Below are 24,948 nucleotides of genomic sequence, written 5' to 3' on the forward strand. Positions count from 1 at the left end.
TGTTCTTCGAGGCCGCGCGTTTGCTCGCATATGTCTCAATCGGCGACCTCACTGGCGCGATTCTTAACAGAAACAATGCTCATATGAGCATAAGTTTGCGAAACAGTTGGCTTGTGCGATCTGCGCCGGTACGTTATCAAGCGGTCCCGTCACCCTGCGAACGGTGGGCTTGGGGTCACGTCGGAATACACGAGGAGGTGGATGGTGGGGCGATATCTCGGCGTCGATGTTGGGACGGAGAGCGTGCGGGCCTCGCTCTTCGACGAGCAGGGCGACACGCTCGGTACCCATCGGTCGGCGCTCCGCACGGTGTTCCCGCGCCCGGCTTGGGCGGAGCAGGATCCCGAGGAATGGTGGAGTGCGGCTGTCGAAGCCGTGACCGGTGCGCTCGCCGCCGCCGGGACGGCCTCCGTCGACACCATCGCCGTAGCGACCACCTCCTCTTCGGTCGCATTCCTCGACGAGGCCGGGGTGCCGGTGCATCCCGCACTCCTCTGGATGGATCAGCGTGCTGCCGACGAAGCGGCGCTTTCTGCGCGGACTGAACATCCGAACCTAGCGTTCGCCGGCGGCGGCAACAGCGCGGAATGGCTGGTGACGAAGGCAGCCTGGATGGCGCGCAACCGGCCCGAGGTATGGGCCCGCACGGCCAAAGTGAGAGAGTGCCACGACTATCTGGTGGAGCGCCTCACCGGTCGGGCGTTCGCTTCACGCATGATGGCGGCCTGCAAATGGAATCTCGTCGGCGATCACTACCCGACTGATTTATACGCAGACCTCGGCGCCCCAGGACTTTCGGAGAAGCTGCCGTCGACGGTGTTGCCGGTAGGCGCTGCGGCCGCGGAGATCCACCCTGCCATCGCCCGGGAGCTCGGCATCTCCGGGAGTCCCGTCGTCGGCATCGGAGGTATCGATGCGCACCTCTCGCTCGTGTCACTGGGCGAGCTCGAGCAGGGCAGCGATGGTCCGCTCTACTCGATGGTCGCCGGCACATCAAACGCGCTCACTCTGGAGATCGAGGACACGATCTTCGATTCCCGCTTCTGGGGGCCGTATCCAGATGCGTTGCATTCCGGCCGTTACCTCGTCGAGGCCGGCCAGGTGACCACGGGCTCCGTGCTGAGCTGGGCGGCCGAGCGGCTGTTCGGTGTCGAGCGCGCGGATCTACCATCGCTGCTCGCACAGGCCGATCGCATTCCGACGGCCTCCCACGGCATCATCGCCCTGGACACCTTCATGGGCGGTCGTACACCGTGGAGGGACGCGATGATGCGCGGCGGCGTGCATGGGCTCTCCTTCCAAACCGGTCCGGCTGAACTCTATCGGGCGCTCGCAGAAGCCGTAGCCCTCGGTTCGAAGGCCGTGGTCGCGGGCCTCACCGAGGCCGGTATCCCGGAGCCCGGGGTGTTCGCGGTCTCCGGCGGCATTACACGCAACCCGCTCTGGCTGCAGCTCACCGTCGATGCGGTCGACCGCGAGATCGCAGTCGTGCGCGATGACAATCTGACGCTCAGGTCGTGCGCGCTGATCGGCCATCGTCTGGAGACCGGCGCCGCATCGGCCGCCCAGTTCGCCCCGCCGATCGAGATGCTCCAGCCGAGGCCCGCCGATGCCGCGGCGCTCGGACTGGCATACGAGGACTACCTCGACGCGCAGGAGAGCGCGGCGCAGCTGCGCGCCAGGGTCTCGGCCCGCCGCTCCAGTTCCGAATCCCAAGTACGCGAGGAGACGAAATGACGACCGAAGCATTGCTCGACGAGAACGGGCGCGAGATCGCCTTCTCGATCGAGGACGTCAGCATGGTGTTCCCCGGCGTGCGAGCGCTCTCCGGAGTCTCACTATTCGGCTATCCCGGAGAGGTGCTCGCGATCTGCGGGGCGAACGGCGCAGGAAAGTCCACGCTTGCGGGGGTGCTCGCCGGTCAGACCGTGCCGACCGAGGGGCGGGTGCGCATCGCCGGCTACGCGGGAGAGATCACCTCTCCGTCCGATGCCGAGGATGCGGGCATCTTGCTCATGCATCAGGAGCCTCTGGTGATCGACACCTTCACCGTTCAGGAGAACGTGTGGCTCAAGCAGCTCAGCGGTTCGGGCGGGTCGCGCGGCTGGAAACGCGTGAAGACCGATGCCGTCGGCGCACGCAAGGCGCTAGACGCCGTGGGCCTCACGGACGTACCGCTGAAGCAGTCGGCGAGCTCGTTGCCCCCGGGGCTTCGGCAGATGCTCGCCTTGTCGCGTACTCAGGTCGTGCCACACCGCATCCTCCTGCTCGACGAGACCACGGCATCGACGACGGAGGAGCATTTCCAGGATGTCCTGCAGCTCGTCGCCGCCGAGCGGGCAGCAGGCACGAGCATCATTTTCGTCTCGCACCGCATGCAGGAGGTCTTCTCGATGGCCGACCGCATCGCCGTGCTGCGCAACGGCCGCCTCGTCGGAATCCGAGAGACTGCGAGCACCGATCACGACGAGATCCTGACCATGATGGTCGGCGAGCGCGTCGCCGCGATCGAGCCTCCCGAGAACGCTCCGGGGCCTGAAATCGAACCGCTCGTTCGCGTCGAGGGACTCGCTGCGGGGTCGGCCCATGACATCTCCTTCACCATCAGACCCGGCGAGATCCTCGGCATGTACGGACTCGTCGGGAGCGGACGCAGCTCCATCGCGCGGGCGATCTCGGGGCAGCAGGAAAGGTACGCGGGCACTGTGACGATCGGTGGCCGCGAGACACATGCGAGAACGCCCTTTCACGCTCTCGACGACGGGGTCGTCTACGTCTCGGAGGACCGCCGCAAAGAAGGGTTCCTGCCCGATTTCAGCAACGGGCAGAACATGACGATCTCGACGCTCGGGCGGTACTCCAAGGGAGGAGTGCTGAAGCTCCGGGAGGAGCGGGCCGAGGTCGATCGGCTCATCACCGAATACCAGGTGAAGGGCACCGGCAGCACACTGACGCGCACCCTTTCGGGCGGCAATCAGCAGAAGGTATGCCTGGCCAAATGGCTCGAGGCCGAGCCCGAGTTCGTCATCCTCGACGAGCCGACGAAAGGCATCGACATCGCTGCCCGCATGAACATCTATCAGATCATCCGTCGCCTGGCCGACGCCGGCAAAGCCGTGCTCGTCGTATCGAGCGAAGCGGAAGAGGCGACCGCTCTCTGCCACAGGATCCTGATCGCGCGCGATGGCGAGATCGTCGCAGAGATGCATCCCCATACCGACACCGCGGATGACGTCATCCGCGCCTCACTGGGAGGAAAAGCCGCATGAGCGCCCCACCAACCACCGAGACCGTATCCGTGAACGCGGTCGATTCTGATAAGAAGCCCTTGCCCCCGTTCCTCGGATGGCTGAAGGAGCAGTACCCGCTGTTCATCCTCATCGGTCTCCTGATCGTGGCCGCCTTCTCCACCGATGCGTTCTTCACGACCCGCAATCTGACGAATCTACTGCTGCAGGTATCGGTCATCGGCATCGTGTCGTTGGCGCAGTTCCTGATCATCCTCACGGGCGGCATCGATATCAGCGTCGGCTCGGTGCTCGCGCTCGCGGGTGTCCTCTGCGCCGGCCTGCTGAACGGCCAGAGCGTACTTCTTGCGGCCGTGGTCGCGATCGCCGTCGGCCTGCTCTTCGGCATTCTGACGGGATACCTCGTCGCGTTCCGGGGGCTCGAACCGTTCATCGTGACCCTGGGTATCATGGCGCTCGCCCGAGGCCTCGTCTACGCCTACACCGAGGGTGTTCCGGTCAAGCCCGCCGCTGAGGACTTCCGCGCGATCGCGACGACGACCGTCGCCGGAATTCCTGTGCTCGGCCTCATCTGGCTGGGGCTTGCGGCGCTCATCTGGTTCGTGACGACGCGCACGGTCTTCGGCCGGCGCATCTACGCGATCGGCAGCAATAAGCATGCCGCGTACGCGTCGGGTGTTCCGGTGCGGCGCACCCTGATCACGGTGTACATCTTCGCTGGCATTCTCGTCGGCCTCGCCGGCTTCCTGCTGACGGCTCGCATCGGCGCCGCGACTCCGACCGCCGGCAGCCTGTACGAGCTCGACGCCATCGCGGCCGTCGTGATCGGCGGCGCGAGCCTGGCCGGTGGCAAGGGACGCCTCTCGGGGGCCCTCTTCGGCACGCTGATCCTCGGCGTGATCGCCAACCTGCTCGTGCTGCTCAACGTCTCCGCATATCTGCAGGATGCGTTCCGCGGCGCGTTGATCCTGTTCGCGATCGTCTTCACCACCATCTCCGTCAGCAAGAAGTTCTCGAAGAACTGACGTTCAACACCCATCCAAGAGAGGAACACTCATGAAGAAACTCACACGGCTCGCGGCAGGTGTCGCAGCGGCCGGCCTGGCGATGTTCGGGCTCGCTGCCTGCGGCAGCACTGAAGGCGGCGGCAACGATGCCACCGGCGAGGCGCGCAATGTCGAAGACCTGAAAGTCGGTTTCCTGATCCGTCAGCTGGATGCACCGTACTTCGCGGCGATGCAGAAGGAAGCCGAGGACCTGGCGGCCGAGCAGGGTTTCGAACTGCTGGTGCAGGATGCGGGCGGTGACGCGGTGAAGCAGCTCGATCAGGCCAACACCATGGTGACCCAGGGCGTCGACGTGCTGCTCATCAACGCGACCAGCCAGGACACGCAGCGCGATCAGCTCGAGCAGCTCGCGAACGATGTGCCGATCATCTTCGTCGATTACGGAGTGCCGGATGTCGGCGTGACCACTGTGCAGTCAGCGAACGAGGAGATCGGTCGCCTGTCGGGAGCTCTCACCGGCGAACGCGTCGGCGAAGGCGCCGACATCACCGTCGGCGTGCTGACCGGTCCGCCCGAGGACGACATCGTCGGGCCGCAGCGGCAGGGAGGCTTCCTCAAGGGCCTCGAGGAAGCCGGCGTGAAGTACGACATCGTCGCGGAGGCCCCCGCGGGCTGGGCGCAGGATCAGGCGGTGCCGGCGACCGAGTCGATCCTCGCGGCGAACCCCGACCTCGACCTGCTGCTCGGACTGAACGACTCGATGGCCCTCGGCGGCCTGACCGTCCTCGAAGACCAGGGCAACACGACGACTCTCGTCGCCGCGGCATCCGATGGTCAGAAGGAAGCGCTGAAGCTGATCCAGGACGGAGGGTGCGATGGCCGTTACATCTCGACGGGCTTGAACTCGCCGAGTCTCGCCGTCAACCGTGCGGTGGAGATCGGTCTCGAGATCGGTACTGGCAAGGCGTCGGCCGATGACTTCGAGCCCCTGGAGTACACCGAGGCCGCGGGCATCAACTGCGAGAACGTGGCAGAGTTCTACGACGAGAACAGCGTCTTCTAACGTTCTTCGGTTGGGCGTCCGGGCCGTGGCCCGGACGCCCAACCGCTCCTGCTCGATACCACTGAAAGGAACGCCATGCAGATTCCCGACACCATGGACACCAGCGTCCTGATCGAACCGCACCGCATCGAGCTGCAGCAGCGGCCGGTGCCGACTCCCGCGGCGAACGAAGTGCTCATCCGTGTCGACGTCATCGGCGTCTGCGGTTCGGACACCCACTTCTACGAATCGGGCGCGGTAGGCGATATCGTCGTGCAGAGCCCCGTCGTCCTCGGGCACGAGACCTCGGGCACCATCGTCGCGGTCGGCGCCGACGTCGACGAGGGCCGCATCGGCGAACTCGTCGCGATCGAACCGCAACGGCCGTGCCGCGTCTGCGAGCTCTGCAAGAGCGCTCAGTACCATCTGTGCCGCGATATGCGGTTCTACGGCGCTTGGCCAGTCGACGGTTCGTTCTCGGAGTACGTGACCATCGAGGCCGATTTCGCATTCCCGGTGCCCGAGGGCATGACTGCTGAGGAGGCCGCGCTCGTCGAACCTGTTTCGGTCGCTCTGCACGCCTGCCGTCGAGCCGGAGTGTTCCCCGGAGCGAGGGTGCTCATCTCAGGGGCCGGACCGATCGGTATTCTGACGGCACAGGTGGCGCGATCCTTCGGGGCGACTGAGCTCGTCGTCAGCGACCCGCTCGAGCATCGGCGGCAGTTCGTGCTCGAACACGGCGCGACGAAGACCATCGATCCGTTGAACGGGGGGCTCGTGGGCTACGACGAGCACTTCGACGTGTACATCGACGCCTCGGGCAACGGCAGGGCGATCCAGGCCGCGTTCCCCGCGATCAAGCGCGGTGGCATGGCGTGCCTCGTCGGTATGGGGTCCGACAGCCTCGATATCCCGATCGCCATGCTGCAGCATCGCGAGATCACGCTGACCGGCACCTTCAGGTACGTGAACACCTGGGCGACGGCCATCGACCTCATCGCCTCCGGCCGCGTCGACGCTTCGCCGATCATCACTGGGCAGTACGGGCTCGATGATGTCGAAGGCGCGCTGATGAAGGCGAAGACCGACCCTCTTGCCATCAAGACGGTCATCCTCCCCTCGATCAAGGCCGCTCGTTGACGCAGAGGAAGCCGGACGGCCCGGGAGCATCGGCGCGGCCGACGATCGCGCTGCGAGCCGATGCCCTCCTGTTCGACATGGACGGCACGATCGCGGACTCGGTCGAGGCCGTTGAGCGCACCTGGTCGGCCTGGGCGCGCGAATTCGGGGTCGAGGCGCCCGACCTCGCCCGGTACCACGGTCGCACTGCTGCTTCGATCGCGGCGTCAGTGCTGGAGGACGGTTATGTCGAGGAGGCTCTCCGACGCATCGAAGAGCTCGAATCGGATCCTTCGCTGCCATGTTCGCCCACTCCGGGCGCGCTCGAACTGATCTCGTCGCTGCCCGCCGATCGGTGGGGCGTCGTCACCTCGGCGGTCAGATCCGTCGCGCTCAGCAGGCTCGCGAACGCCGGCTTCGGCGTACCGCCCGTGTTCGTCAACGGTGAAGACGTGAGCCGCGGGAAGCCCGACCCCGAACCGTTTGCCCTCGGCCGGGAACGCATCGGATATCTGCTGCGGGAGGGCACGACGGTGATCGCCTTCGAGGACACAGCCGTAGGCCTGCGTTCGGCGCGGGGAGCGGGGTGTCTCGCGATCGGGATCATCGGGACCGAGGATATCTCTTCGCTCCGCGCCCACGCCGACCACATCGTCTCTGCGTTGACCGACGTCCGTGTCGACAGCGTCGATTCCGATGGCGTGCATCTGCTGATCGCGCCGCATGGCGTCTGAGCGAGGAGCCGACGATTGAACGCAGAGAACCCGGAAGCCGCGATCGCCCGAGTACGGGGCGAGGTTGCCGAGCTGCACGCGGAGCTCGTGAAATACGGCCTAGTCGTATGGACGGGCGGGAACGTATCTGGTCGCGTGCCCGGAACCGAGCTGTTCGTGATCAAGCCGTCGGGCATCGCCTACGAGGATCTGGCGCCCGAGAACATGATCGTGTGCGACCTTGAAGGTCGGCCGGTTCCGGGAACGCAGGGGAGCGAACGAAGCCCCTCCAGCGATACTGTCGCGCATGCCTACGTCTACCGGCATATGCCCGACGTCGGCGGGGTCGTGCACACGCACTCCGCATTCGCCACCGCCTGGGCCGCGAGAGGCGAGGAGATCCCGTGCGTGATCACCGCCATGGCCGATGAATTCGGCGGCCCGATTCCGGTCGGCCCATTCGCGGTGATCGGTGACGATTCGATCGGTCAGGGCATCGTGGAGACGCTCCGCGGGCATCGCTCCCGGGCGGTACTCATGCAGAATCACGGCCCGTTCACCATCGGCGTCTCGGCGAAGGATGCGGTGAAGGCCGCCGTCATGGTCGAGGATGTCGCCCGTACCGTGCATTACGCCCGCGAGGCCGGGGAGCCAATCCCGATTCCCCAGGACCGTATCGATGCACTCTACGCCCGGTATCAAAACGTGTACGGGCAGGACGGAGACGAGCGACGATGAGTCTCATCTCGGACGGAGGGACGGTTCTCGGCATCGAGCTCGGCTCCACTCGTATCAAGGCCTGCCTCATCGATCCCTCCGACGCGCGAGTGCTCGCGACCGGTAGCCATGTCTGGGAGAGCCGACTCGTCGACGGCCACTGGAGCTACGGGGTCGACGAGATCTGGGCCGGACTGCGGAGCGCATACGCGAGTCTGATCGAGAACGTGGCACGAAGCGAGGGGACTATGCCTGCGCGCTATCGGGCGATCGGGGTCTCGGCGATGATGCACGGCTACCTGGCGTTCGATACGGCAGGCGAGCTTCTCGTGCCGTTCCGCACCTGGCGCAACACCAATACGGGGCCGGCAGCGCAGAGGTTGACGGCAGCGTTCGGCGAGAACGTTCCGCTGCGATGGTCGAGCGCGCATCTGCTGCAGGCGATCCTCGATGAAGAACCGCATGTCTCGAGCATCGACCATTTGACGACGTTGGCCGGCTATGTGCATTGGAAACTGACTGGCAGGCGCGTGCTCGGAGTCGGCGATGCCTCCGGCATGTTCTCCCTCGCGGTGAGCGGGGACGCCTTCGACATGGAGAAGCTCGGGAAGTTCGATTCGCTGGCTGGTGGCGCGCTCGGGAGGCCGGTGAGCGGTGTGCTCCCCGAGGTGCTTCCTGCTGGCCGTGCCGCCGGTGCCCTGACTCGTGCCGGAGCAGCACTTCTCGATCCGAGCGGACGCCTGGAATCGGGCATCCCGCTGTGCCCGCCCGAGGGCGACGCCGGCACGGGAATGGTGGCGACCGGCGCCGTGAGCCCGCGTACGGGGAATGTGAGCGCGGGCACCAGTATCTTTGCAATGGTGGTGCTCGAGCGGCCGCTCGAACAAGTGCATATGGAGATCGACGTCGTCGCCACCCCGGCCGGCGATCCGGTAGCGATGGTGCATTGCAACAACGGCGCGAATGAGATCGGCGCCTGGGGCGCGATGTTCGCCCGGTTCGCAGAAGCGCTCGGGACGCAGGTCAACGGCGACCGCATATTCCAGGTCCTCTTCGATGAAGCCTTGCGGGGCGCTCCCGATGCCGGGGGCGTCGTCGCGTACAATTTCCTCGCCGGTGAACCGGTCGTGGAGATCTCAGACGGCCGCCCTCTCGTGGTCCGTTCGCCCGATAGCGAATTCACGCTCGCGAACTTCATGCGGTCGCAGCTGTACGGCGCGTTCGGAGCTCTGGCGATCGGCATGGAGGCGCTCGATGGCGAGGGCGTCGCGATCGACCGGCTGCTGGCTCACGGGGGGATCTTCCGTACGGCCGAGGTCGCCCAACGTTTCCTCGCAGCGGCGCTCGATACGCCGGTGACGGTGGGAGAGACTGCGGCCGAGGGCGGCGCATGGGGAATTGCGGTGCTCGCCGCCTACCTCGAGCATGCGGAAGCGATCGAGCTCGGCAGCTACCTCCGCGAGCATGTCTTCTCGCAGAGCGCATGCGAGACTCGGGTCCCCGAACCCGAAGCCGTGCGCGGCTATCGGGTGTTTCTCGAGAACTACCGCGCAGCACTCCCTGCGGTACGGGCTGCGGCTGTGGAGCGAAGCGCGACGGCGCCTGCCCTACAGTAGGAGCACACGAGCTGAGGAGGGCGCATGGCGCGCGAGTTCTGGAACGCGGATGTCACCGGCCTGCTCCGTGCGGGGGAGGGGTTCCGCCTGAGCGATGTCGACCCCGACGCGCACCCGGGCACGGATGGCGGGAAGTCGGAGGCCGAGCAGGAGCTCGCGCGGGCGGCCGAAGAACTGCGGCTGCTGCAGGAGAAGCTGTTCGCCCAGAGCCGGGAGGGCGCCGAAGGGCGGCTGCTCGTCGTGCTGCAGGCCATGGACGCCGCAGGCAAAGGCGGCATCGTCAACCACGTCTTCTCGCAGGCCGACCCGTACGGACTCTCGGTCTCGGCGTTCAAAGCGCCGACCGCTGAGGAACGGGCGCACGACTTCCTGTGGCGCATCGAACCGCGCGTTCCCGGCCCGGGCGTGATCGGCGTCTTTGACCGATCGCACTACGAGGACGTGCTGATCCAGCGCGTGCGCGAGTTCGCTCCGCCCGAGGAGATCGAGCGCCGCTACGGCGCGATCGCCGATTTCGAGAAGCGCATCGCCGACGACGGCGTGCGCATCGTGAAGATCATGCTGCACATCTCGCCGGAGGAGCAGGCCGAGCGCCTGCTCGCCCGCCTCGACGACCCCGAGAAGCACTGGAAGTACAACCCGGGCGACGTCGACGAACGCCTGCTCTGGCCGCAGTACATGGAGTCGTTCCAGATCGCGATCGAGCGCACCGATGCCCCGCACGCGCCCTGGTACGTCATCCCGGCGAACTCGAAGCGCTACGCTCGCGTCGCAGTGCAGCGCATCGTGATCGAGGCGCTCGAGAGCATGCAGCCCGGCTGGCCTCCCGCCGCTTTCGACATCGCGGCCGAACGGGCGCGCGTCGTGGAGTCCGCGGGGATGCTCTGGCCGTAGGGCGCCGGGGCGCCGGGGCGGTGCGCTACTCGGCGAACGCCTCGGTGATGGGGCGCAGCTTCGACACGGTCTCGCCGAGCTCGTGCGCGGGGTCGGAGCCCTCAACGATGCCGCCGCCGGCGCTCGCGACGACGGGCCGGTCGCCGGTCTCGGGGTCGGCCGCGCCGATCTGGGCGCAGCGCAGCGCGATCACCCACTCGCCATCGCCCGCCGCGTCGATCCACCCGACCGCGCCCGAATAGCGCTCGCGATCGAACGGTTCGAGCTCCGCGATCATCGCGACCGCATCGGCCGTCGGGGTGCCGGCGACCGCCGCCGTCGGGTGCAGCGCGCCCACCAGCTCGAGCGCCGAGCTCTCCTCGCCGAGGGCGGCGCCGAGATCGGTCGCGAGATGCCACACGTTCGGCAGCTTCAGCGCGAACGGTTCGTCGCTCGTGCGCAGCTCGCGCACATGGGGCGACAGCGCGGTCACGACGCTCTGCACCGCGAACGCGTGCTCGTGCTGCTCTTTCGCGCTCGTGAGCAGCTCGTCGCGGGCCCGGGCGTCGCGCGCGTCGTTCTCGGCGTGGCGGCCGCGGGTGCCCGCGAGCACGCGGGCCGAGACGGCACCGCTCGTCGACCGGATGAGCGTCTCGGGGCTCGCGCCGACGAGCCCGTCGACCGCGAAGGTCCAGCAGTCGAGGTAGCGCTCGGCGAGGCGGCCGAGCGGCACGCGCAGGTCGGCGCCCGCAGCGACCGTGCCGCGCACCTGCCGGGCGAGCACGATCTTCTCGAGCGCGCCGCGCCCCACCCGCGCCGTCGCCTCGCGCACGCCGCCGAGATAGGCGTCCAGGGTGTGCGGGGCGGGGGCGAAGCCCGTGCCGGGCCAGGGGCCCGCGGGGGAGGCCCCGGGCAGGCGCGCTGCGGGATCCCTGTCGAGAAGATCGCTATCGCGCTCGCCGAGAGCATCGTCCTCGCCGAGCGCCGAGATCTCGGTGACCCACGCGGCGCCGCGGTGCCGCGCGATGAGCAGCCGCGGCACGACGAGCACGCTCTTCGCCCCGCTCGCATCGTCGAACGCGAAGGTGCCGAGCGCGACGAGGCCCGTGCCGGGCAGCCGCACCGCGTCGTCGATCTCGGCGAGCGCCGCGACTCTGCGCCAGTGCTCCGCCGCCCGCTCGAAGCGGTCGGGGCCCGAGAACTCGAGCCGCAGCACCTCGCCGACGCCGACGCAGCCGCGGTCGTCGCGCAGCCACAGGAGCGGCTGCGCGGGGTCGGCGAATGCGACGAGATCGGGGGTCGCCGCAAGGGGGCGCGTGACCGCGCGAAGGCGCGGGGCCGCTGGGGTGCTCATCACCCGCTCCAATCTACCCGGTCGCATTCGAGAGCCCGGTGGGTGCCCGGGCCGGGGTCAGGTCGAGGCGCTCTGCATGCGGCAGCGGCCGCCTCGCACCGCGCGCTCAGCAAGGCCCAGGACGAGCGGAGCGCAGGACGGCTACGATGGAACGGTGATCCGACCCGACACCTCCACCAAGCGCGCGACCGACGTCTCCGCGATGTTCGACGAGGTCTCCCCGAGCTACGACCTCATCAACGACGTGCTCACGGTCGGCAACGACCGCCTGTGGCGGATCGCCACCACGCGCGCCGTCGACCCGCGGCCCGGTATGCGCGTGCTCGACATCGCCGCCGGCACCGGCACCTCCTCCGCCGCGCTCGCCGCGCAGGGCGCCCACGTCGTCGCCGCCGACTTCTCGGAGGGCATGCTCGCCGAGGGGCGCAAGCGCCAGGCCGGCAACGACCGCGTCGAGTTCGTGCAGGCCGACGCGATGGATCTGCCGTTCCGCGACGACGAGTTCGACGCCGCCACCATCTCGTACGGCCTGCGCAACATCGCCGACCCCCGCAAGGCGCTCGCCGAGATGCTGCGCGTCGTGCGCCCCGGCGGTCGCGTCGTCATCAACGAGTTCTCGACGCCCCCGCTGCCGTTCGTGCGCGTGCCGTACCAGCTGTACGGCCGCTACGTGCTGCCGCGCGTCGCCGGCCTCATCAACCGCAAGGCGGCCGAGGCGTACGAGTACCTGAACGAGTCGATCGAGCAGTGGCCGGCGCAGGAGGAGCTCGCGGAGTGGATGCGCGAGGTCGGGTTCGAACGCGTCGCCTACCGCAACCTCACCTTCGGCATCGTCGCGCTGCACCGCGGCTTCGTGCCCGAGGGCCCGAAGACCGAGACCCCGAAGACCGGAGACACGCAGTGAGTCGTCCCCTAGCCGAAGACACGGCGACCCAGGCGCTGCCGATGCGCCTGTTCCAGGGCGCGCAGGAGCGCCGTCAGGCGAAGGCGATCCAGGAGCAGCTCGAGATCATCGAGCAGGCTCTCGCGCAGCAGCTCGAGTTCGCCTCGCCCGTCGCCGACGCCCCTGCCCGCTACCTCATGGAGGCCGGCGGCAAGCGCATCAGGCCCGTGCTGACGCTGCTCGCCAGCTCGCTCGGCGACGGCCCGAACGATCGCGTGCGCCGTGCCGCGCAGGCGATCGAGCTCACCCACCTCGCCTCGCTCTACCACGACGACGTCATGGACGACGCGAACCTGCGCCGCGGGGTGCCCGCCGCGCAGACCGTGTGGTCGAACTCGGTCGCGATCCTCGCCGGCGATCTGCTGTTCGCTCGCGCCTCGAGCCTCGTCTCGGGCATGGGCGAGGAGGCCATCCTGCTGCAGGCGCGCACCTTCGAACGCCTCTGCCTCGGCCAGCTGCACGAGACCGTAGGCCCCGGCCCCGACGACGAGCCGATCGCGCACTACATCCAGGTGCTCGCCGACAAGACGGGCGCCCTCATCGCGACGGCCGCCCGCATGGGCATCATGTTCAGCGGTGCGCCCGGGGCGTACGCCGACCCGGTCACCGAGTACGGCGAGCGCATCGGCGTCGCCTTCCAGCTCGTCGACGACGTCATCGATCTGTCGCCGAAGAAGGAGCAGACCGGTAAGAAGGCGGGCACCGACCTGCGGGCCGGCGTCGCGACGCTGCCGCTGCTGCTGCTGCGCGAGCGCGCAGCAGCAGGCGACGCCGCCGCTTCCGATCTGCTGCGACGCATCGACGAGGGCGTCGCGGCGATCGGGCAGGGCGCCGACGCGGGCCTGCTCGACCCCGAGGTCGAAGAGCTGCGCGCCCACGAGGTGACGCGCGAGACCGAGGCGACGGCCCGCCGCTGGGCCGAAGACGCGAAGGCGGCGCTCGCGCCGCTGCCGAAATCGTCGGTGAAGCGCGCCCTCGAGCGCATGGCCGACTCCATCGTGAACCGGGAAGGCTGAACCGCGCCTCGGCGCAGTGCACAAGATGAGCAAGATGAGACTCGCGATCGTCGGGGCCGGCCCGGCCGGCATCTACACCGCTGACCTGCTGCTGAAGGCCGAACGCGACTTCGACGTCGAGATCGACCTGTTCGAGCAGCTGCCCGCCCCCTACGGCCTGGTGCGCTACGGCGTCTCGCCCGACCACCCGCGCATCAAGGGCATCATCACCGCCCTGCGCCAGGTGCTCGACAGCGGCACGGTCAACTACTACGGCAACGTGCGCTACGGCGTCGACATCACGCTCGCCGACCTCAAGCGGCACTACCACGCGGTCGTGTTCTCGACGGGCGCGATCCGCGATGCCGCGCTCGAGGTGCCGGGCATCGACGCCGCATCGTCGTACGGCGCCGCCGACTTCGTGAGCTGGTTCGACGGCCACCCCGACGTGCCCCGCACCTGGCCGCTCGAGGCCGCGTCGGTCGGCGTCATCGGCAACGGCAACGTCGCCCTCGATGTCTCGCGCATGCTCATCAAGCACGCCGACGACCTGCTGCCCACGGAGATTCCCGACAACGTCTACCAGGGGCTGAAGGCGAACCCGATCGAAGAGCTGCACCTCTTCGGCCGCCGCGGCCCGAAGTACGTCAAGTTCACGCCGCTCGAGCTGCGCGAGCTCGGCGAGGTGCGCGATGTCGACATGGTCGTCGACGAACGCGACTTCGACGTCGACGACTCCTACGCCGACGAGACGCTCGCGAAGAGCAAGCAGGTGCTCGTCATGACCCGCATCATGGACAAGTGGCGCGCCGAGCAGCGGCAGCGGGAGGCCGGCGAGGTCGCGCCCGCGAGCCGCCGCCTGCACCTGCACTTCTGGTCGAAGCCCGTCGAGGTCGTGACCGAGAACGGCCGTGTCGCGGGGCTCAAGATCGAGCGAACCGCGCCCGACGGGGGCGGCGGCATCGTCGACACGGGCGAGTTCGAGGTCGTGCCGATGCAGGCCCTCTACCGCGCCGTCGGCTACTTCGGGTCGCCGCTCGACGAGATCCCGTTCGACGAGAACCGGGGCGTCATCCCGAACGATCGCGGCCGGGTCGTCGACCTCGAGGGCGAACCGATCGCCGGCGTCTTCGCGACCGGGTGGATCAAGCGCGGCCCCATCGGCCTCATCGGCCACACGAAGTCGGATGCGATGGAGACGCTCGAGCAGATCATCGCCGATCGCGCCGACTGGTGGCAGCCGACCGCCCCCGAGCCGTCGGCCGTTCCCGAGCTGCTGCACGCGCGCGAGGTGCCCTACACGACGATCGAGGGCTGGCATCGCCTCGACGAGCACGAGCTCGGCCTCGGCGACGAGGCCGGCCGCGAGCGCATCAAGGTCGTATCGCGCGAGGAGATGACGCGCATCTCGCGCGGAGAATAGCGTTCAGGCGTCGCGCCCGTGCGCTGCCGCGACCTCGACGAGCTGCCTGCGCGCCCCGATGAGGTCGCGCGCATCGCCGCGCCAGATCGCCACGAGGGGTCGGCGCACGGCGGCGGGCCCGATGGGCACGGCGACGATGCGCCCCAACCGGGCGTCGTCGAGCACGGTGAGCTCGCTGAGCACGGCCGGTGCGACGCCGCGTGCGACCGCCGAGCGCACGGCCGCCTCGGTCGCGAGCGACATGAGGGGCGGGGCGGCCTCGGCGCCGAGTCGTTCTCGCACGGCGCGCTCGAACGCCGCGCGGGTGCCGCTGCCGGCCTCGCGGGTGACGAGCGGGGCCCGGGCGAGCTCGTCGACGGGGATCATCGCGCGCCCCGCCCACTCGTGCTGCGGTGCCACCGCGACGACCATGCGATCGTGCCGCACGATGGCGTGAGCGAGACCGCGCGGGGCCTCCGGCTGCTCGATGAAACCGAGGTCGGCGTCGCCGCCCCGCACGAGCGCGATGACCTGCTCGCTGTTCGCGGTGCGCAGCTCGACCTGCACGGTCGTGCGGCCCGCGCCCAGACGGGCGCCGCGCAGCTCCACGATCCAGTCGGGCAGCAGGTGCGCGGCGATCGTCTGGCTCGCGGCGACCCTGAGGGCTGCGGCGCCGCTCTCGCCGCGCAGCTCGGCGATAGCGGCGTCGAGGCGCGCGGCCGCGGCGAGCACTTCGTGCGCCCCGGCGAGCACGGCGTCGCCGGCGGCGGTCGGGGCGACGCCGGCGGGGGAGCGGTGCACGAGTTCGAGACCGATGAGGCGTTCGAGACCGCGCAGTCGGGCCGACACCGCCTGCTGGCTGAGACCGAGGTCGCGGGCGGCCGCCGAGAGGCTGCCCGTGCGCACGGCGCACTCGAGCACGCGGAGTTCGGCGAGGGAGGGGCTGGGCACGAACCCACGATACAACCTCTGCTTGTACCCTCCAAGCGCATACCCGGTATCGGGCGCCCGCGCCGTGCAGCAGACTGAAGGCATGCAATTCGCCCCCGCCGTCACCCTGCCCGCACGACTCCTGCAGCGCGGGGCCGAGGTCTGGCCCGGATTCCTGCTCTGCGCGGCCATCGCGGCCGTCGCGACCGCCATCGGCGCAGCGGCGCCGGTCGTGGGGTCGGCGATCCCTGCCGTCGTCATCGGCGTGCTCATCGCGGTGGTGCGCCGGCCCGCGGGCCGCTTCGCCCCGGGCGTCGCCTACTCGGGCAAGTTCGTGCTGCAGCTCGCGGTCGTGCTGCTCGGCGCGCAGCTCTCGCTCGCGAGCATCGTCGAGGTCGGCGCCGAATCGCTGCCGGTCATGCTGAGCACGCTCGCGGTCTGCCTGCTCGCCGCCTGGCTCATCGGCCGGGCGCTCGGCGTCGACCGCGATATCCGCACCCTCATCGGCGTCGGCACCGGCATCTGCGGCGCGTCGGCGATCGCGGCGACCGCCCCCGTCATCAAGGCCCGCAGCTCCGACATCTCGTACGCGATCTCGACCGTGTTCCTCTTCAATATCATCGCGGTCATCGTCTTCCCGGCCGTCGGCCATGCGCTCGGTATGACGCCGCACGCCTTCGGGCTCTTCGCCGGCACCGCCGTCAACGACACCAGCTCGGTCGTCGCCGCGGCGAGCGTGTTCAGCGCCTCGGCCCTCGGCTTCGCGGTCGTCGTGAAGCTCGTGCGCACGCTCATGATCATCCCGATCACGGTGACGCTCGCGGTGCTCGAGGCGCGGCGCTCGGGCGAGGGCACGGGCTCCGGCGAGGCCTGGAGCGCCCGCCGCATCCTGAAGCTCGTACCGTGGTTCCTCCTCGGCTTCGTGCTCGTCGCCTGCGTCGGCTCGACCGGCGTCCTCTCCGAACCCGTCGTCGACGCCGCGACCCGGGTGAGCGTCTTCCTCGTCGCGACGGCGCTCGCCGGCATCGGTCTCTCGACCGACCTGCGCGCCATTCGTACGGCCGGCTTCCGGCCGCTGCTGCTCGGCGGCATCCTCTCGGTGCTCGTCGCGACGACCGCGCTCGGCGTGATGGCGCTCACGGGCCACATCGGCTGAGCCGGGCGGCCCGGCGGCTCAGCCCAGGGCGCTCGCGAGCGCAGTCAGCGTCTCGCTCGCGCCGCCGTCGATGCGCACGGCGAGGGCGGCCCGCGCGTCGACCGCCGTCGGCCCGCGATTGATGACGGCGAGAGGGATCCCTCGTCGTTCGGCCCGGTTCACGAGCCGGATGCCGGTGTTCACTGCGAGCGAGGTGCCCGCGAGCAGCAGCGCGTGCGCGCCGTCGACCAGGGCCTCGGCGCTCGCGAAGACGGGCCGCGGCACGAGCTCGCCGAAGTAGACGACGTCGGGGCGCAGCACGCCGCCGCACACGGGGCACGACGGCACCGCGACGCCCGCGACCTCTGCGACGAGCGCGTCGCCGTCGGGCGCGATCTCGGCGCCCGCATGCCGCTCGGCGAACCCCGGGTTCAGCGCGTCGAACCACGCGAGCACCTCGGCGCGGCCCCAGCGGCGGTCGCACGCGGTGCAGCGGATCGTCGCCCCGTTGCCGTGCAGCTCGACGACCGTGCGCGAGCCCGCGCGGCGGTGCAGATCGTCGACGTTCTGCGTGATGACGCCCTCGATGCGGCCCGCCGCCTCGAGATGGGCGAGCGCGGTATGCCCGGCGTTCGGGGCGACGTGCGCGGTCGCCAGAGACCCGACCCTGGCACCCGCCCAGAACCGGCGGCGGTACTGCTCGTCGTCCATGAACTGGGCGATGCTCATCGGGGTGCGCGGCGGCGTGCCCGCGCCGCGGTAGTCGGGGATGCCCGAGTCGGTCGAGACGCCCGCCCCCGTGAGCACGGCTACCGGGCCCGCCTCGAAGAGCGCTGCGAGCCGAGCGATGCCGTCCTCCGAGCCGCCGCCGATGCCCTGGTCCATGCGATCCCCTTCCCGCGCTCCACGCTACCGGTGCGCGGGCCCGCGCTGACACGCGATACGCTGGCACTCATGACTTCCGCAGCCCGACCCGCTCCCTCGGGCGGTGATGCACCGCTGCGCATGGGATTCGCGCTCGCCGGAGTGCTGCTGCTCGCCATGAACCTCCGTGCCGGCATCACCTCGGTCGGCCCCGTGCTCGGCGATATCCAGCACGACCTCGGCATCTCCGGCAGCGCGGCCTCCTTCCTCATCAGCCTCCCGGTCGTCGGCTTCGCGATCTTCTCGCCGCTCGCGCCGCTGCTCGCCAGGCGGATCGGCCTCGAATGGACGCTCGGCGGCGCGCTGCTCGTGCTCACCGGCGCGATCGTGCTGCGCTCGGTGCCCATCCCGGGTGCCATCTGGGGAGGCACCGCGTTGCTGGGCGCAGCTGTCGCGACGCTGAACGTACTCATCCCTGCGCTCGTGAAACGGGAGTACCCGCATCGGGTCGGGCTCATGACGGGCGTCTATTCGGCCGCCCAGAGCACGCTCGCAGCGGTGGCTGCAGGGCTCGCCGTGCCCATCGCCGGTGCAAGCCAGTTCGGCTGGCGGCTCTCACTCGGAGTCTGGGCCGGTCTCGGGCTCATCGGCTTCGCCGTGTTCCTGCCGACCCTGAGGCGACGAGTGCGCGTACCCACTGGCTCTCCAGCCGCAGCGGCGCCAGCCCCGCGCACGGGGCCACCGATGTGGCGCTCGGCCCTCGCCTGGCAGGTGACGCTCTTCCTCGGCCTGCAATCCACGATCTACTACACGGTGATCACCTGGTGGCCGACGATCGAACGCGACCTCGGGTACAGCTCCGTCGCGGCGGGATGGCACCAGTTCGCCTTCCAGTGCTGCGGCATCATCGGCAGCCTCAGCGCGGCCGCCCTGCTGCACCGGCTGCCCAGTCAGAGCGCGATCGCGGCCGCCGCCGCGATCCTGCCGATCATCGGCCTCGCCGGCGTGCTGCTGATGCCGCAGCTCGCCCTGCTGTGGGTGGCATTGATCGGGCTGTCGGGCGGGATCGCCATCACGACGGCGCTGTCTCTGTTCGGCCTGCGCACCCGCGACCATCATCAGGCGGCGTCGCTGTCGGGCCTGGCGCAGTCGATCGGCTACCTGCTCGCGGCGGCGGGGCCGGTGGCCGTCGGCGCGATGCACGACGCGACAGGATCCTGGAAGCCGGGGCTCGTGCTCGTTCTTGCGAACGCCTGCGGAATGCTGGTCTTCGGCACCCTCGCCGGGCGCGATCGCTTCGTCGGCGAAACCGGGCGGCCGGCCCAGCGGTGAGTCGGCCGGCGCACCCCGTCATCTAGAATCGGTGACATGACTTCGGCACGCGAACAGCTCATCGACCTCATCACCTCGGAGGCCGTGTTCCACGGCGACTTCACCCTCACCAGCGGCAAGAAGGCGACGTACTACATCGACCTGCGCAAGCTCTCGCTCGACCACCGCGCGGCCCCGCTCATCGGTCAGGTGATGCTCGACCTCATCGGCGACGTCGACGGCGTGGTCGCCGTCGGCGGCCTCACGATGGGCGCCGACCCGATCGCCTCGGCGATCATGCACCAGGGCGTCGCCCGCGGCGAGGTGTACGACTCGTTCGTCGTGCGCAAGGAGCCGAAGGATCACGGCCGCGGCCGCCAGGTCGAGGGCCCCGACCTCGCCGGGAAGCGCGTGATCGTCGTCGAAGACACCTCGACGACCGGCGGCTCACCGCTGCAGGCCATCGAGGCGCTCGAGAAGGTCGGCGCCGAGATCGCGGCCGTCGCCGTCGTGGTCGACCGCCAGGCGCCCGCCAAGGAGCGCATCGAAGCGGCCGGCTACGAGTACCGCTACGCGATCGGCCTCGCGGATCTGGGGCTCGACCCGCAGTGACTGCCGCCGCGGTGCCCGGGCGCGCGCCCGCCGTGTTCCCGCTGATCCTCGTCGGGGTCGCGGGCGGTCTGCTCTCGGGCCTGTTCGGAATCGGCGGCGGCACGATCATCGTGCCCGCGCTCGCCATCTGGCTGTCGATGCCGCAGAAGCTCTCGGCGGGCACCTCGGTCGCGGCGATCCTGCCGACGGCCGTCGTGGGCGCGACGACCTACGCGATCCAGGGGCACGTCGACTGGATCGCAGCGCTCTGCCTCGCGGTCGGCGTCGTCATCGGCGCCCAGATCGGCAGCCATCTGCTCGCGAAGCTGCCGCTCGGCGCGATCCAGTGGGGCTTCATGGCGTTCCTCGCCGTGATCATCGTGAGCCTGTGGTTCGTGGTGCCGCAGCGCGGCGACCAGATCGAGCTCACGGCGCTCACGATCTCGATGCTCGTGCTCACCGGCCTGCTGACCGGCGTCATGTCGGGCATCCTCGGTATCGGCGGCGGCGCCGTCGTCGTGCCCGTGCTCATGTTCTTCTTCGGCGCGGACGACCTCGCCGCGAAGGGCACGTCGCTGCTCATGATGATCCCGGGGTCGATCTCGGGCACGCTCGGCAACCTCCGGCGGAAGAACGTCGACCTGCGCGCCGCGGCCCTCGTCGGCGTCGCCGCCTGCCTGTTCGTGCCGGTCGGAAACCTCTTCGCGGTCGTCATCGACCCGTTCTGGGGCAACGTCGCCTTCTCGGCCTACCTCGCGTTCGTCCTCGGGCAGATGCTCGTGCGCAGGCTGCGGAACCAGTAGAGGCGTCGCCGGTGCGCTCGATCCCTGTCGAGGCCCTGGTTACGCCTCCGGCAGCAGCTCCGCCACCGAACCGAGCACCTCGTCGGGGCGGAACGGGAACTTCTCGATCTCGCGCTGGTCGGCGATCCCTGTCATCACCAGCACGGTGTGCAGCCCGGCCTCCATGCCCGCGACGATGTCGGTGTCCATGCGGTCGCCGATCATGCCCGTGTTGTGCGAGTGCGCGCCGATCTTGTTGAGCGCCGAGCGGAACATCATCGGATTCGGCTTGCCGACGACGTAGGGCGTCTTGCCCGTCGCCGTCGTGATGAGCGCGTTGATCGCCCCCGTCGCGGGCAGCGGACCCTCCGCGCTCGGCCCGGTCGCGTCGGGGTTCGTCGAGATGAAGCGGGCGCCCCGGTCGATGAGCCGGATCGCCTTGGTGATCGCCTCGAACGAGTAGCTGCGGGTCTCGCCGACGACCACGAAGTCGGGGTTCGACTCGGTCATGATGTAGCCGGCGTCGTGCAACGCGGTGTGCAGCCCCGCCTCGCCGACGACGTAGGCCGTGCCGCCGGGCTGCTGCTGCTTCAGGAACGCGGCGGTCGCGAGCGCGCTCGTCCAGATGCGATCCTCGGGCACCTCGATGCCGCTCGCCGCGAGCCGGGCCGAGAGATCGCGGGCCGTGAAGATCGAATTGTTGGTGAGCACGAGGTACGGGATCTCGTGCGACTTCCAATGGGCGAGCAGCTCGGCCGCGCCGGGGATCGCGTGCTCCTCGTGCACGAGCACCCCGTCCATATCGGTGAGCCAGCATTCGATGGCGGAACGGCGTTCGCGTGCGCTTTCAGTCATGCCTCCAGCGTATCGCCGCAGTGTGAACGGCGGGAGTCCTGCGCCGCGCCCTGGCAGACTAGGGGTATGCATGAGAGAGCGGGCAAGCCGGTTCCGGCCGATGAACTGATCGATGTCGAGGCGCTGCTGGCCGCGTACGCGGAAGTCGTGCCCGACCCGTCGGTCGCCGCGCAGCGCGTCGTGTTCGGCACTTCGGGCCATCGCGGGTCATCGCTGCAGGCGTCGTTCAACGACGCGCACATCGCCGCGATCAGTCTCGCGATCGCCGAGTACCGCGCCGAGCAGGGCATCCGCGGCCCGCTCTTCATCGGCTCCGATACGCACCCGCTGTCGGCCCCGGCGGAGGAGACGGCGCGCGAGGTGCTGGTCGCGGCGGGAGTGCAGGTGCTCGCCGCCGCGGGCACGGGCGACGAGATCTTCGTGCCCACCCCGGCGCTCAGCCACGCCATCCTGAGCCATAACCGCGATCGCGCGGCCGATGACCCCGACCGCGCCGACGGCATCGTGATCACACCGAGCCACAACCCGCCGGCCGACGGCGGCTTCAAATACAACCCGCCGCACGGCGGCCCGGCCGACACCGGCGCGACGAACCGCATCGCTGCCCGCGCGAACGAGCTGCTCGCATCGGGCGCCGGGATCGCCCGCGGCTCGGCGGCGGAGGCCGGCCACTACGACTTCCTCGGCGGCTACGTCGAGTCGCTCGGCGAGGCCATCGATATCGACGCGATCAGGCGGGCCGGCGTGCGCTTCGCCGCGCACCCGCTCGGCGGGGCGAGCGTCGCCTACTGGGCGGCGATCCGCGACCGCTACGACCTCGATCTCACCGTGCTCGGCCCGGGCGTCGACCCGCAGTGGGGGTTCATGCACCTCGACTGGGACGGCAAGGTGCGCATGGACCCGTCGTCGGCGCACGTCATGTCGACCGTCGACGAGTACCGCTCGCTGTACCCGCTCGTCACCGGCAACGACGCCGACGCCGACCGCCACGGCATCGTGACGGGCGACGCCGGCCTCATGAACCCGAACCACTACCTCGCGGTCGCGATCGACTATCTGCTCTCGCACCGCCCCGACTGGCCGGTCTCGGCGGGGATCGGCAAGACGCTCGTCTCGTCGGGCATGATCGACCGCGTCGTCGCCGCGCACGACCGCGAGCTGCTCGAAGTGCCGGTCGGGTTCAAATGGTTCGTGCCCGGCCTCGCCGACGGCTCCGTCGTGTTCGGCGGCGAGGAGAGCGCCGGGGCCTCGTTCCTGCGCTTCGACGGCACCGCGTGGAGCACCGACAAGGACGGCATCCTGCTCGCCCTGCTCGCCGCCGAGATCATCGCGGTCACCGGCCAATCGCCGTCGGAGCGCTACCGGGAGCTCGTCGAGCGGTTCGGCGCCCCCGCATATGCGCGCATCGACGCGCCCGCGACGCCCGAGCAGAAGGCGCGCCTCGGCGCCCTCGCGCCCGAGGACGTCACCGACACCGAGCTCGCGGGTGATCCGATCACCGCGATCCTCACGACGGCTCCGGGGAACGGCGCCGCGATCGGCGGTCTCAAGGTGCAGACCGAGCACGCCTGGTTCGCCGCGCGCCCCTCGGGCACCGAAGACGTCATGAAGGTGTACGCCGAGTCGTTCCGCGGCCCCGAGCACCTCGCGCTGGTGCAGGAGGCCGCGCAGGCGCTCGTCGCCCGCGTGCTCGGCTGAGCCGAGCGCGAAGGAGGCGCCGACCCCGTCGTCAGATCGGGAGCGCGAGATCGTCGAGCTCGGTCACCGTGCCTCCCGACGCCAGGACCTTCTCGTACGCGGCGAGCCGTTCAGCGTCGATCTGCGTATTGGTGGCGCCCCGTTTCCAGTAGCCGAAGACCGCGACGTCCTCCTTCGCGAGGCCCGCCTCGGTGCGGAAGAACCGCCGCACCTCGCGCATCTCATCGCGTTCTCCAGCGCCCCAGACCACGGCGGCAGACGGGTCCGCGATGTCGGCGAGCTGGGGGCCGAACCCGAAGCCGGGCCGGATCCGGCGGAGCGGCAGCCCGGGCAGCTGCGGCAGCTCCGCGAACGCCGTCGCGTCGTCGGTCGCGACCCAGCCCCGCCCGGTCAGCGACTCGTCCGCCTGCTGCAGGATCGCGTACAGCGCGGGAAGCGAGGTCGCATCCGCGAAGATCAGAGCCTCCCGTCCGTCGAGGTCGGGGATCGTGAAGTGGGGGCGCGGGCCGCCGAACCGCACGGCGTCCCCGATCTGCAGCGTCTCGAGCCAGCGCATCATCGGGCTCGCAGCACCGTGCCGCACCACGTCGACTTCCACGGTGCCCGCCACGGGGTCGGCCGAGCGCACCGTGTAGACCCGGGAGGTCGCCTCGAAGCGGTCGTCGAGGTAGAACCGCAGCGCCGTGTTCGGTCGCTCCCAGAGCGGCTCTGCGGCGAGGTCGGGGATGCGGAGCACGACCCGGACGAGAAACGGGGATATCTCGTGCAGCTCGTGCACCGCAGCGGTGCCCAGCACCAGGCCGCGATTGTGGTCGTCGGACTGGATCGCGGCGGATCGGTGCAGCGGGGTCTGGGAAGGCATGGGTTCTCCTCTAATCTGTCGGGGTTGGTCGAGCCGCGCGCCGGTCGCGCGGGATGATGAGCGGCCGCCCGGTCTCGGGGTCGGGGATGATTCGCGCGTCGAGGTCGAAGACGGTGCGCAGCAGCTCGACCGTGATGACCTCGTCGGGCGCGCCCTGCGCGACGATCGCTCCGTCGCGCATCGCCACGACATGAGATGCGTACCTGCCCGCGAGATTCAGGTCGTGCAGCACCGCCACCAGCGTGCGACCCTCCTCGTGCAGGCGGGCGCACAGATCCAGCACGTCGATCTGATGGGCCACGTCGAGGTACGTGGTGGGCTCGTCGAGCAGCAGGATCGGGGTCTCCTGCGCGAGCGCCATCGCGAGCCAGGCCCGCTGCCGCTGCCCGCCGCTCAGCTCCTCGACGAGACGGTCGGCGTGAGCGGTCATGCCGACCTCGTCGAGCGCGGCCGCGACGGCGCGCTCGTCATCGCGGCTCCACTGCCGCAGCAGCGCCTGGTGGGGGGTTCTGCCGCGCGCGACGAGGTCGGCCACGGTGATCGCGGCCGGCGTGGTCGGCGCCTGCGCGAGCGTGCCGACGCGGCGCGCGATCTGCTTGGCGCGCAGAGCGGCGAGATCCCTCCCGTCGAGCCGCACCGATCCGCGACTCGGGCGGATCATGCGCGAGAGCGATCTCAGCAGCGTCGACTTGCCGCAGCCGTTCGGCCCGATGATCACCGTGAACCCCCCGGTCGGTACTGCGAGATCCAGTCGGGAGACGACCTCGTGCCCGCCATAGCCGACGGTGAGGCCCCGCGCCGACAGGATCGCGGGCGCGGGGCTGCGGTCGGGCGGGACGGTCGCGTCCGCGATCGGAGGGGAGGCGGTGAGAGCATGTTCAGCCATGAGGG

The 24,948-nt window shown here is 69.7% G+C and carries 23 protein-coding genes; 17 read left to right on the forward strand and 6 right to left on the reverse strand.

The genetic code is table 11. The features are described 5' to 3' along the window. Positions 1–201 precede the first annotated feature (201 nt). From NHL51_RS08855 to NHL51_RS08895, 9 genes are all read left to right on the forward strand, one after another. A complete protein-coding gene (locus tag NHL51_RS08855) occupies positions 202–1,737 on the forward strand; it encodes an FGGY family carbohydrate kinase (protein WP_434143121.1) in 1,536 nt (511 codons plus the stop codon). Then, positions 1,734–3,269 (forward strand): sugar ABC transporter ATP-binding protein, encoded by a 1,536-nt coding sequence (locus NHL51_RS08860; protein ID WP_434143122.1) that lies wholly within the window; start codon positions 1,734–1,736, stop codon positions 3,267–3,269. The genes NHL51_RS08855 and NHL51_RS08860 overlap by 4 nt, the downstream gene beginning before the upstream one ends. Continuing rightward, the gene (locus NHL51_RS08865) at positions 3,266–4,273 is read left to right on the forward strand and encodes an ABC transporter permease (protein ID WP_434143123.1); all 1,008 of its coding nucleotides are present in this window, start codon (positions 3,266–3,268) and stop codon (positions 4,271–4,273) included. The genes NHL51_RS08860 and NHL51_RS08865 overlap by 4 nt, the downstream gene beginning before the upstream one ends. Positions 4,274–4,304: 31 nt before the next feature. Continuing rightward, positions 4,305–5,318, forward strand: a complete 1,014-nt coding sequence (locus NHL51_RS08870; RefSeq protein ID WP_434143124.1) for a substrate-binding domain-containing protein — start codon at positions 4,305–4,307, stop codon at positions 5,316–5,318. A 75-nt stretch (positions 5,319–5,393) separates the two neighbouring features. Continuing rightward, positions 5,394–6,437 (forward strand): NAD(P)-dependent alcohol dehydrogenase, encoded by a 1,044-nt coding sequence (locus tag NHL51_RS08875; protein ID WP_434143125.1) that lies wholly within the window; start codon positions 5,394–5,396, stop codon positions 6,435–6,437. Then, positions 6,434–7,150 carry an HAD-IA family hydrolase gene (locus NHL51_RS08880; protein ID WP_434143126.1) on the forward strand — a complete coding sequence of 239 codons (717 nt, stop codon included), beginning with the start codon at positions 6,434–6,436 and terminating at the stop codon, positions 7,148–7,150. Before NHL51_RS08875 ends, NHL51_RS08880 begins: the two co-directional genes overlap by 4 nt. 15 nt (positions 7,151–7,165) lie before the next feature. Then, positions 7,166–7,867, forward strand: coding sequence for an L-ribulose-5-phosphate 4-epimerase (locus NHL51_RS08885; protein WP_434143127.1), 702 nt, complete (start codon positions 7,166–7,168; stop codon positions 7,865–7,867). Next, on the forward strand, positions 7,864–9,462 hold the full coding sequence (locus tag NHL51_RS08890) for a xylulokinase (protein ID WP_434143128.1): 1,599 nt from the start codon (positions 7,864–7,866) through the stop codon (positions 9,460–9,462). Before NHL51_RS08885 ends, NHL51_RS08890 begins: the two co-directional genes overlap by 4 nt. Before the next feature lie 24 nt (positions 9,463–9,486). Continuing rightward, the gene (locus NHL51_RS08895) at positions 9,487–10,356 is read left to right on the forward strand and encodes a PPK2 family polyphosphate kinase (RefSeq protein WP_434143129.1); all 870 of its coding nucleotides are present in this window, start codon (positions 9,487–9,489) and stop codon (positions 10,354–10,356) included. Positions 10,357–10,381: 25 nt separating this feature from the next. On the opposite strand, the gene NHL51_RS08900 is transcribed toward NHL51_RS08895, so the two are convergent. Then, a complete protein-coding gene (locus NHL51_RS08900; protein WP_434143130.1) occupies positions 10,382–11,689 on the reverse strand; it encodes an isochorismate synthase in 1,308 nt (435 codons plus the stop codon). Positions 11,690–11,843: 154 nt separating this feature from the next. On the opposite strand from NHL51_RS08900, the gene ubiE reads away from it, so the two are divergent. Genes ubiE through NHL51_RS08915 form a run of 3 tightly spaced genes read left to right on the forward strand, consistent with a single transcriptional unit; the run spans position 11,844 to position 15,050 of the window. Further along, positions 11,844–12,593, forward strand: a complete 750-nt coding sequence (ubiE, locus tag NHL51_RS08905; RefSeq protein ID WP_434143131.1) for a bifunctional demethylmenaquinone methyltransferase/2-methoxy-6-polyprenyl-1,4-benzoquinol methylase UbiE — start codon at positions 11,844–11,846, stop codon at positions 12,591–12,593. A gap of 41 nt (positions 12,594–12,634) precedes the next feature. Then, complete coding sequence (locus NHL51_RS08910) at positions 12,635–13,648, forward strand: polyprenyl synthetase family protein (RefSeq protein WP_434143211.1); 1,014 nt, start codon at positions 12,635–12,637, stop codon at positions 13,646–13,648. A gap of 25 nt (positions 13,649–13,673) precedes the next feature. Continuing rightward, the gene (locus tag NHL51_RS08915) at positions 13,674–15,050 is read left to right on the forward strand and encodes a pyridine nucleotide-disulfide oxidoreductase (protein WP_434143132.1); all 1,377 of its coding nucleotides are present in this window, start codon (positions 13,674–13,676) and stop codon (positions 15,048–15,050) included. Positions 15,051–15,053: 3 nt separating this feature from the next. Here NHL51_RS08915 and NHL51_RS08920 read toward each other — a convergent pair whose 3' ends face one another. Next, complete coding sequence (locus NHL51_RS08920; protein WP_434143133.1) at positions 15,054–15,980, reverse strand: LysR family transcriptional regulator; 927 nt, start codon at positions 15,978–15,980, stop codon at positions 15,054–15,056. 82 nt (positions 15,981–16,062) lie between these two features. On the opposite strand from NHL51_RS08920, the gene NHL51_RS08925 reads away from it, so the two are divergent. Then, the gene (locus NHL51_RS08925) at positions 16,063–17,115 is read left to right on the forward strand and encodes a YeiH family protein (RefSeq protein WP_434143134.1); all 1,053 of its coding nucleotides are present in this window, start codon (positions 16,063–16,065) and stop codon (positions 17,113–17,115) included. Between the two features lie 18 nt (positions 17,116–17,133). On the opposite strand, the gene NHL51_RS08930 is transcribed toward NHL51_RS08925, so the two are convergent. After that, positions 17,134–17,979, reverse strand: coding sequence for a Sir2 family NAD-dependent protein deacetylase (locus NHL51_RS08930; RefSeq protein WP_434143135.1), 846 nt, complete (start codon positions 17,977–17,979; stop codon positions 17,134–17,136). 69 nt (positions 17,980–18,048) lie between these two features. Here NHL51_RS08930 and NHL51_RS08935 point away from each other — a divergent pair, with 69 nt between their 5' ends. Genes NHL51_RS08935 through NHL51_RS08945 form a run of 3 tightly spaced genes read left to right on the forward strand, consistent with a single transcriptional unit; the run spans position 18,049 to position 20,663 of the window. Beyond that, on the forward strand, positions 18,049–19,290 hold the full coding sequence (locus NHL51_RS08935) for a CynX/NimT family MFS transporter (RefSeq protein WP_434143136.1): 1,242 nt from the start codon (positions 18,049–18,051) through the stop codon (positions 19,288–19,290). 36 nt (positions 19,291–19,326) lie between these two features. Beyond that, positions 19,327–19,881 (forward strand): orotate phosphoribosyltransferase, encoded by a 555-nt coding sequence (pyrE, locus tag NHL51_RS08940; RefSeq protein WP_434143137.1) that lies wholly within the window; start codon positions 19,327–19,329, stop codon positions 19,879–19,881. Beyond that, on the forward strand, positions 19,878–20,663 hold the full coding sequence (locus tag NHL51_RS08945; protein WP_434143138.1) for a sulfite exporter TauE/SafE family protein: 786 nt from the start codon (positions 19,878–19,880) through the stop codon (positions 20,661–20,663). Before pyrE ends, NHL51_RS08945 begins: the two co-directional genes overlap by 4 nt. 39 nt (positions 20,664–20,702) lie before the next feature. Here the strand turns inward: NHL51_RS08945 and NHL51_RS08950 are convergent, their stop codons facing one another. Next, positions 20,703–21,497: an HAD-IIA family hydrolase gene (locus tag NHL51_RS08950; RefSeq protein ID WP_434143139.1), complete on the reverse strand. Its 795-nt coding sequence runs from the start codon at positions 21,495–21,497 to the stop codon at positions 20,703–20,705. A gap of 66 nt (positions 21,498–21,563) precedes the next feature. On the opposite strand from NHL51_RS08950, the gene pgm reads away from it, so the two are divergent. Further along, positions 21,564–23,195, forward strand: coding sequence for a phosphoglucomutase (alpha-D-glucose-1,6-bisphosphate-dependent) (gene pgm, locus NHL51_RS08955; protein WP_434143140.1), 1,632 nt, complete (start codon positions 21,564–21,566; stop codon positions 23,193–23,195). Between the two features lie 31 nt (positions 23,196–23,226). On the opposite strand, the gene NHL51_RS08960 is transcribed toward pgm, so the two are convergent. Beyond that, positions 23,227–24,057 (reverse strand): siderophore-interacting protein, encoded by an 831-nt coding sequence (locus tag NHL51_RS08960; protein ID WP_434143141.1) that lies wholly within the window; start codon positions 24,055–24,057, stop codon positions 23,227–23,229. Between the two features lie 10 nt (positions 24,058–24,067). Beyond that, positions 24,068–24,943: an ABC transporter ATP-binding protein gene (locus NHL51_RS08965; protein ID WP_434143142.1), complete on the reverse strand. Its 876-nt coding sequence runs from the start codon at positions 24,941–24,943 to the stop codon at positions 24,068–24,070. Positions 24,944–24,948 lie beyond the last annotated feature (5 nt).

This window comes from Leucobacter sp. gxy201 (assembly GCF_051043335.1).
Taxonomy (GTDB): domain Bacteria; phylum Actinomycetota; class Actinomycetes; order Actinomycetales; family Microbacteriaceae; genus Leucobacter.